This is a genomic window from Mesorhizobium sp. M5C.F.Ca.IN.020.29.1.1 (genome assembly GCF_003997375.1).
Taxonomy (GTDB): domain Bacteria; phylum Pseudomonadota; class Alphaproteobacteria; order Rhizobiales; family Rhizobiaceae; genus Mesorhizobium; species Mesorhizobium wenxiniae.
Genome location: NZ_RZSW01001082.1, coordinates 1 through 838 on the forward strand (window position 1 = coordinate 1; position 838 = coordinate 838).

At 66.1% G+C, this 838-nt stretch carries 3 protein-coding genes; 2 read left to right on the forward strand and 1 reads right to left on the reverse strand.

The annotated features are described in order from the left end of the window. Window positions 1-316 (reverse strand): MobA/MobL family protein (locus tag EOA85_RS36345; protein WP_164760185.1); only part of this gene is annotated, 316 nt, incomplete at its 3' end. Window positions 317-447: 131 nt separating this feature from the next. Here EOA85_RS36345 and traC point away from each other — a divergent pair. Both traC and traD read left to right on the forward strand, forming a co-directional pair. Beyond that, window positions 448-744: a conjugal transfer protein TraC gene (gene traC / locus EOA85_RS36350; RefSeq protein WP_127212807.1), complete on the forward strand. Its 297-nt coding sequence runs from the start codon at window positions 448-450 to the stop codon at window positions 742-744. Window positions 745-748: 4 nt separating this feature from the next. Then, window positions 749-838: conjugal transfer protein TraD (gene traD, locus EOA85_RS36355; RefSeq protein ID WP_164760184.1), on the forward strand; the 90-nt coding region annotated here is incomplete at its 3' end.

The following is an 838-nucleotide window of genomic DNA, read 5'->3' on the forward strand; positions in this document are numbered from 1 at the left end:
GCTCGACCGGCAGCGCGATGATGAATTCCTTGGCGAACTGCGCGTCCTCACGCTTTTCGAACGCCTCGACACGGTTCCAGAAGGCCTCTGCCGCGCCGGCGACCGAGCGGTCGGCAATCAGCGCCCTCACCCATGCCGGCGCATCGGACGGCAGCAGGAATTCCTCATGGGCGAGATTGCGCTTGTTGGAATAATCGACCGTGCGGCCTTCGGCTTCGTACTCCATCCGGGCGCAGTGACGATACGCGGCCGACAGCACGGCGCTGCGGCCTGAGCCGCGTCCGATGAGCTGGGGCGTGAAATGCGTGATCGCCACGGTGACGACGGCTCCCGACGAGTAATAATTGCCCAATGTTCGTCGGGAGTGGCACGGCCCCGCCAGGGCCGGCGCAGCCACGTCAGCTGGGTCTCAACCGAGCAGAAGCCGAATGCGAAAGGTCGACCGGAATGAAGAAGCCGTCATCGAAGATCAGGGAGGAAATCGCCCGCCTGCAGGAGCAGCTCAAGGCGGCCGAGACACGCGAGGCGGAGCGCATCGGACGTGTCGCGCTGAAGGCCGGTCTCGGCGAGATCGAGATCGAGGAGGCAGCACTGCTTTCGGCATTCGAGGATCTGGCCGGGCGGTTTCGCCGGGGCAGCGGCAAATCGACCGGAAAGAGAAATGCCGCAGGGTCCAGGAGCACCGGCGATGCGACCGCGACGCTCGCGTCTGGCGCGGATGCGGGCGGCGATCACGAGGCTTGAGCGCATGCGCCGGTCGAGCTCATCGGAAGCCCGCAAGAAGGACACCCGCGAGAAGATCGAGCTCGGCGGGCTGATCGTGAAGGCGGGGCTGCGC

What these genes read in the sequence shown, in the direction of transcription:
- traC (WP_127212807.1), top strand. Translation starts at nt 448, where the DNA reads ATGAAGAAGCCGTCATCGAAGATCAGGGAGGAAATCGCCCGCCTGCAG.